Source organism: Kitasatospora sp. NPDC032121 (assembly GCF_055580145.1).
In genome coordinates this window covers 1-5,205 of the sequence record NZ_JBVILX010000045.1, presented here as the reverse complement: position 1 = coordinate 5,205, position 5,205 = coordinate 1, and the positions used below count along the sequence as shown (strand labels likewise).

Here is a 5,205-nt window from a genome sequence, read left to right as displayed (position 1 = left end):
GCTGATGGTGGAGTCGGGTATTGGAAGTGTCCGAATGCCTCAGGCCGCGCTCTCGACGATAGACAATCAACCGGTGACTCGACCCGTGAACCGCGACCGCTCCCTTGAGGAGCTTGAACGCGACCGCTGGCCAGCCCCTCCAGCTGACGCGACCCGTCTCGTGGCGGCTGCGCATGCCCTTCGGCGTCAGCCGATCGGCGAGCTGACCGTGGAGGACACGCGCCTATTGATCCGACAGGATGTGGGATTGCGGTATCTCCTTCCGATGGCGCTGGAGCTTCTGGGGGAGAACCCGGTGGCAGAGGGCGACTTGTATCCAGGTGATCTGCTCTCCGCGGTCCTCACCAGGGATCGAGCGGTCTGGAACGAATCTGCCGAACTCCGGCACGAGCTTTGTGTGATCGTGTCGGAGCTGGTCGACATGCCACCCACCCTCCAGCGAGACATCGAACAGTTCCGGACTGGAAGTTGCTGTCCCGGGCCAGCCGTCAGGGGCGGCGGGGTGCCATCGGTCGGTTCATGAGTCCCACTGGTCGCAGTACTCAATGTGGATCTCGCGTGCGTCGCCGAGGATGCCGTCGTTGGAGTGGAGCTCTGTGCAGAAGTGTGGGTAGCTCGGATGGACGGGGACGTAGCTGGGACCGTTTCGGGCGACATCGAGGAAGTGTCGGGCGGTTTCCCTGAAGACCTTTGCGCTGCCGGTCATGAACAGGGTTTCGGCGTGGAGATGCTGGTGGAACAGGTCCCGGTTCTCGCGGTAGTGCCGTGCCTCGTGGTCAATCGCGGCTTCGTCTGCGGGGTCTGTGTCGGGCAGGGTCACGGTCTGCGGGCGGCCGGGGCCGAGTCGTCCGCGTACTTCTTTCCAGCGGGACGGCGTGAACTGGAGCGAGTGGTGCAGCAGCACGAGATCAAGCTGACGTGTGCCGGTGTCGGGTAGCTCGCGGAAGGGGCGCGGGTTGGCTCGCATCGGCAGGTGAACGAGTGATCGTGGTGAAGAGGCGGCGAGCGTCCATAGTCCGCCGATTCGCCGCGCGGCATCCTGATCGAGGTAGGCGTCCAGGTGTCGGTCGTGGTCGATGAGCACGGCGCGGACCAGGGGCTGGGCTGGTCGGATGACCTTGAACTCCATGGGCCCGAGGCGGGCTTGATGGATGGTAACGGGCAGTTTCATCGATTCTCCGGGACACGTCGGCTGACCTCGGCTGCGTAGGCGGCCCAGTCGCCAGCCGATGCCTTCTGCCACTGGACGGCGACCTGGATGTGGATGCCCAGCATCCGGGCGAGGATGGCGGCGGGGACCTCGGTGGCGAGGGTGAACAGGGCGGTGGAGCGGTCCTGGCGCGGCTGGAGGCCGATCTTCTGGAGGCGGACGCCGAGCCGGTCGTCACCGATGGGCTGTCCGGGACGGCCGCCGGGGAACAGCCACGGAGCGTCGTCGGGGGCGGCGATCTTGGCTTTGCCGCGGCGGGTGGCGATGAGGTCGCGCACCAGGCCGGCCAGTGGTTCGGGGAGGACGACGGGTGAGGTGCCGAACGTGATCCCGACCTTGTCTTCGTCGACGTGGACGTCGTCGACCGTGAGGCGGCTGATGGTGGCGATCTGCTGGGCGTAGAGGACCAGCAGCAGGCCGGCGACTCGATCCGAGGTCGCCAGCGTGTCGTCGTGCAGGAGGCGCCTGGCGTCGGACCAGCGCTTCTCGCTGTCGATCGTCCCGCGGGGTCCTGTCCAGCGCACGGTGCCGTAGGTGAGTCCTTTGGCATGCCGGTGTTGTACGGACCAGCGGACGAAGTGGCTGGTCTCGTCCCGGTAGGTGGCCTTGGAGTCGGCGATCCATCGCTCCAGGTCAACCTGGGTGCATGTGCCCAGCGTGAGTGCGTTGGCGGATAGCCAGTCGAGGAAGTTCGCCGCTGCGGTGACGTGGCAGCGAACGTTCAGAGCCTGCAGGTGCGTGGCGTGCTCCTCGCCGAGGCGTCGCCGGAGCCGACGTAGGTGGTGCCAGACCGCGTAGCCGTGCAGGATCCGGCGCTCGGTGAGATCGGTGCGTGCTTGGAGCGCCGAGGCGATCCACTGGTCCAGGGCGACCAGCCGCTCGTCGCGAGGCGGCAAGGCGCCGGTGGCGACCAGAACGCTGCGGAGATGTGCGAGGACCTTGCCCGCGGGCAACTCGTCGAGGGTGTCGTGGGTGACGGGTCGTTCGTCGCGTCCTATCTGCTGGAGTAGGGCGCCGACCTTCGAGCCCGATAGCCAGAACATGGTGCTTGTGGGGCGCTCGGCTCCGGACAGTGCCTTGTAGAGGGGGACAAGGTCCTGCCGGACCGCGCCCGTGTTGCCGGTCAGGAGGTCGCGTACTTGCTGGTCGAGAGCGCATCGCTGGCAGGGACGAGTGCTGAGCTGCCAGGTAGTGCGGCAGACGGGGCAGCGGCCCCAGTAGTCCGGGTCCGGGTTAGTGCACTTCGCGCACAGGGGTGCGTCCCATGTGCCGCCGCGGACATGGTCGACGGTTCCGCACCTGTTGCAGGGCGCCCACCGCAGCTGGCACCGGTTGCACCAGGGTTCACCCGTGACGCGGGAGATTTCACAGACTGCTGTCCGTCCGCAGATGCCGCACTGGGCGGCGGTCCTGGGTCGGCAGTTGGCGCAACGTGGTCCGTCGGGAAGCCGGGCGGCGACCTTCTGGCGGCGCCCGCAGTCGCGGCATTCCTCCAGGTTGGCGGGGTCACTGACCAGGCAGTTGGGACACAGCGGCTGCCCCTCGGCGTCGCGGGCAGCGGGCTCGCGGACAGCGCCGCAGCGGGTGCAGGGCACGGCCGCGTTGCGGGCGAAGCAGTTGCGGCAGACCCGTTTGCCGTCGAGAACCTTCGACAGGGACTTGACCTCATGGCAGCGGTAGCAGGCCGGGTTGACGACCGTGGTGGCTCCGGCCTGGACGAGTGCGTCGATGAACCGCAGGACGGCAGGGGTTGGGGCGTCGTAGCCGGCGCCGGTCAGCAGGTCGGGTTGGGCAATGATCGCCCAGGCCAGGCGGCGCTGGCCGGCCGTTCGGACGGTCGCGCGGTCGAGCGCTGCTTGAACGGCGCCAGCGTCGAGCGTGGGATCGACCGTGGTGATGAGGCCAACGAGCATGGTGAAGGGATCGCCGTCCGTGTCGGGGCATTTCGCGCACCGAGGGTTGCCGTGGCGGTCGCGGCTGACGACACGCCGTTGCTGGTGACAGCCCGCGCAGACGGCGGCTTTGTCGAAGCAGGGCGAGCAGCCCCACCGGCCGCCGCTGCGGCTGCCCACGTAGGGGCGTGCGCGGCCGCACTCACCGCAATGGGGAAGGGCGACATCCTGGGCGCCAGCCTCATGAAGGGCCATCAGCAGTCGTGCGACGCAGAACGGTGCCGGAGGCTGTCCCGTCCGCAGCAGTGATGGATGCTCGTGGAGGGCCTGGGCGAGGCGCCGACGACCAGCTCGCTCGCGCATGACCGTGCAGACGATCTCGCGGATGCGGTCGGCCTCCAAGTGCCGTTCGACGTTGCCGACCAGACGCACGACCAGGCCGACCGGGTCGGCCAGCACCTCATCCGCGAGCTTGTTCACCGGTCCACCGGTGCGATCCGCGCCCGCTTGGGTCGCAGGCCGCCGATGCCCTCAGCCGTCGTCCCGCCTGCGGCGACCTTCTTCGGCCTCTGCGCGGCGCCGGCTGCGGCAACGGGTTCGATCAGGTCGTCCATCGTGCAGTCCAGGATGTCCAGCAGGGCCATAAGGATCTTCAGACTGAGCCGCTCGGGGCGCTCGACGACGAGCCGGTAGACCTGGCTGGAGGACAGGGTGATGCCGCGCTCGGCCAGCGGTGGCAGCAGGTCCGTGGTGGAGAACATCCCGCGGTCCGCCATCAGGTGACGCAGGTGCCAGCGGTAGTCGAGCTTGGCGGCCATCATCGGTCCTTCCTGGTCGGCGCCTCATCGAACGCCGGGGTCAGTGCCTTGCTCAGAGCAGTGTTCATGAAGTCGTCACTGACGTGGGTGTAGATGGCGGTGGAGCTGTCGCACTCGTGGCCGACCTGCTGCTGGATAAACCGCCGGTCCACCCCGTCCTCAGTCAGATGCGTGACGTACGAATGTCTTAGCGAGTGGACGACCAAGGCCTTGGGGAGCTTGAGCGCGTCTCGGTAGGCAACGAACCGGGCGTTGATCTCGGAAGGCTTGATCCGGCCGCCCCGCTCGGTCACCCACAGCGCGGGGTGGTCCTCGCAGCCGAACTGCGGGCGGATGTTCTCCATGTAGTCCTGGACGGAGTCCACCGCCCAGTCCATGACCGACAACACGTTCCGGCGCCGCGGCGGCTGTCCCTTCTTTGCCTTGCCGTAGCGCACGTTCAGCGTGCCGTACCGGCCGAACTGACGAGCCTTCGGGTTACGGCCGAAGTCGACCACGTCCAGCTTCGAAGTCTCCGTGCGCCGCAGCCCCCAGCCGTAGATGACCTTGAACAAGGTGGCGTCCCGATAGGCGGCGAGGGCGCCCTTGCGCTTGGATCGCACCGCCCGGTCGACCTGGTCGTCGGCGTAGTCGAGGAACCGCTGGAGCTCTTCACGGGTGAACGGCCGGGCCTCAGGGTCACCCTCGTAGTCGTTGAGGTGCGCGATGGTGTTCCACTCGTGGCAGATCGCCACCGGGTGGGTGCCGAAGGCGTCCTCGCAGGCGACCGCCCAGCCGTAGCGGCCGTCGATGAGGAACTCGGTGAACTGCCGTACGTCGCCCTGGTAGCTGCGGATCGTGGACGGCGCCAGGTGCCTCTCACCTGTCAGCGAGGCCGACCACTCGTCCATGTGGCCCGGCAGCCACGACCACGGGTACTCGTTAGTGAACTCCTGGAAGCGGCGAATCAGCCGCTCCCGCCCGGCGATCGTGTCTTCCTTCAGGCCTCGGGACATCTGCTGGGCCCGCCAGCCGCGCAGCATCGCGTCGACCATCGCGTCCTCTGGACGCAGCTGGATCACCCCGGAGACCAGCTCCAGATGAGCCGCCCCGGCCAGGGCCACCTTGCGTTCTTGCGCCACTCCAGACCATCCCTTCTGGAGGGCAGATCTTGCATCAGATGGGATTGGCCTGGCAAACTGCCTGTTCAGGAGGCCAGCTCGTAGTAGCGTTGGGGTCCATCAGACCGCCGCTGCGAGCTGGCGACCTGCGACTTCTCGCCCGTCTGATGCAATTCCCGAGCCTT

5 protein-coding genes are annotated in these 5,205 nt (G+C 67.6%); 1 reads left to right on the top strand and 4 read right to left on the bottom strand.

What is annotated here, in order from left to right:
• Window positions 1-523 (top strand): contact-dependent growth inhibition system immunity protein (locus tag ACZ5OX_RS38950; RefSeq protein ID WP_465636927.1); only part of this gene is annotated, 523 nt, incomplete at its 5' end.
• Here ACZ5OX_RS38950 and ACZ5OX_RS38945 read toward each other — a convergent pair.
• The 4 genes from ACZ5OX_RS38945 to ACZ5OX_RS38930 are packed head-to-tail and all read right to left on the bottom strand — an operon-like array spanning window position 518 to window position 5,041.
• Entirely contained in the window at window positions 518-1,129 is a 612-nt protein-coding gene (locus ACZ5OX_RS38945; RefSeq protein ID WP_465636925.1) for a hypothetical protein, read from the bottom strand. The two genes, ACZ5OX_RS38950 and ACZ5OX_RS38945, sit on opposite strands and share 6 nt — an antisense overlap.
• A gap of 38 nt (window positions 1,130-1,167) precedes the next feature.
• Window positions 1,168-3,582, bottom strand: a complete 2,415-nt coding sequence (locus tag ACZ5OX_RS38940; protein ID WP_465636923.1) for a site-specific integrase — start codon at window positions 3,580-3,582, stop codon at window positions 1,168-1,170.
• Window positions 3,579-3,920, bottom strand: coding sequence for a helix-turn-helix domain-containing protein (locus tag ACZ5OX_RS38935; RefSeq protein WP_465636929.1), 342 nt, complete (start codon window positions 3,918-3,920; stop codon window positions 3,579-3,581). Before ACZ5OX_RS38935 ends, ACZ5OX_RS38940 begins: the two co-directional genes overlap by 4 nt.
• Window positions 3,920-5,041, bottom strand: a complete 1,122-nt coding sequence (locus ACZ5OX_RS38930; protein ID WP_465636921.1) for a tyrosine-type recombinase/integrase — start codon at window positions 5,039-5,041, stop codon at window positions 3,920-3,922. Before ACZ5OX_RS38930 ends, ACZ5OX_RS38935 begins: the two co-directional genes overlap by 1 nt.
• Window positions 5,042-5,205 lie beyond the last annotated feature (164 nt).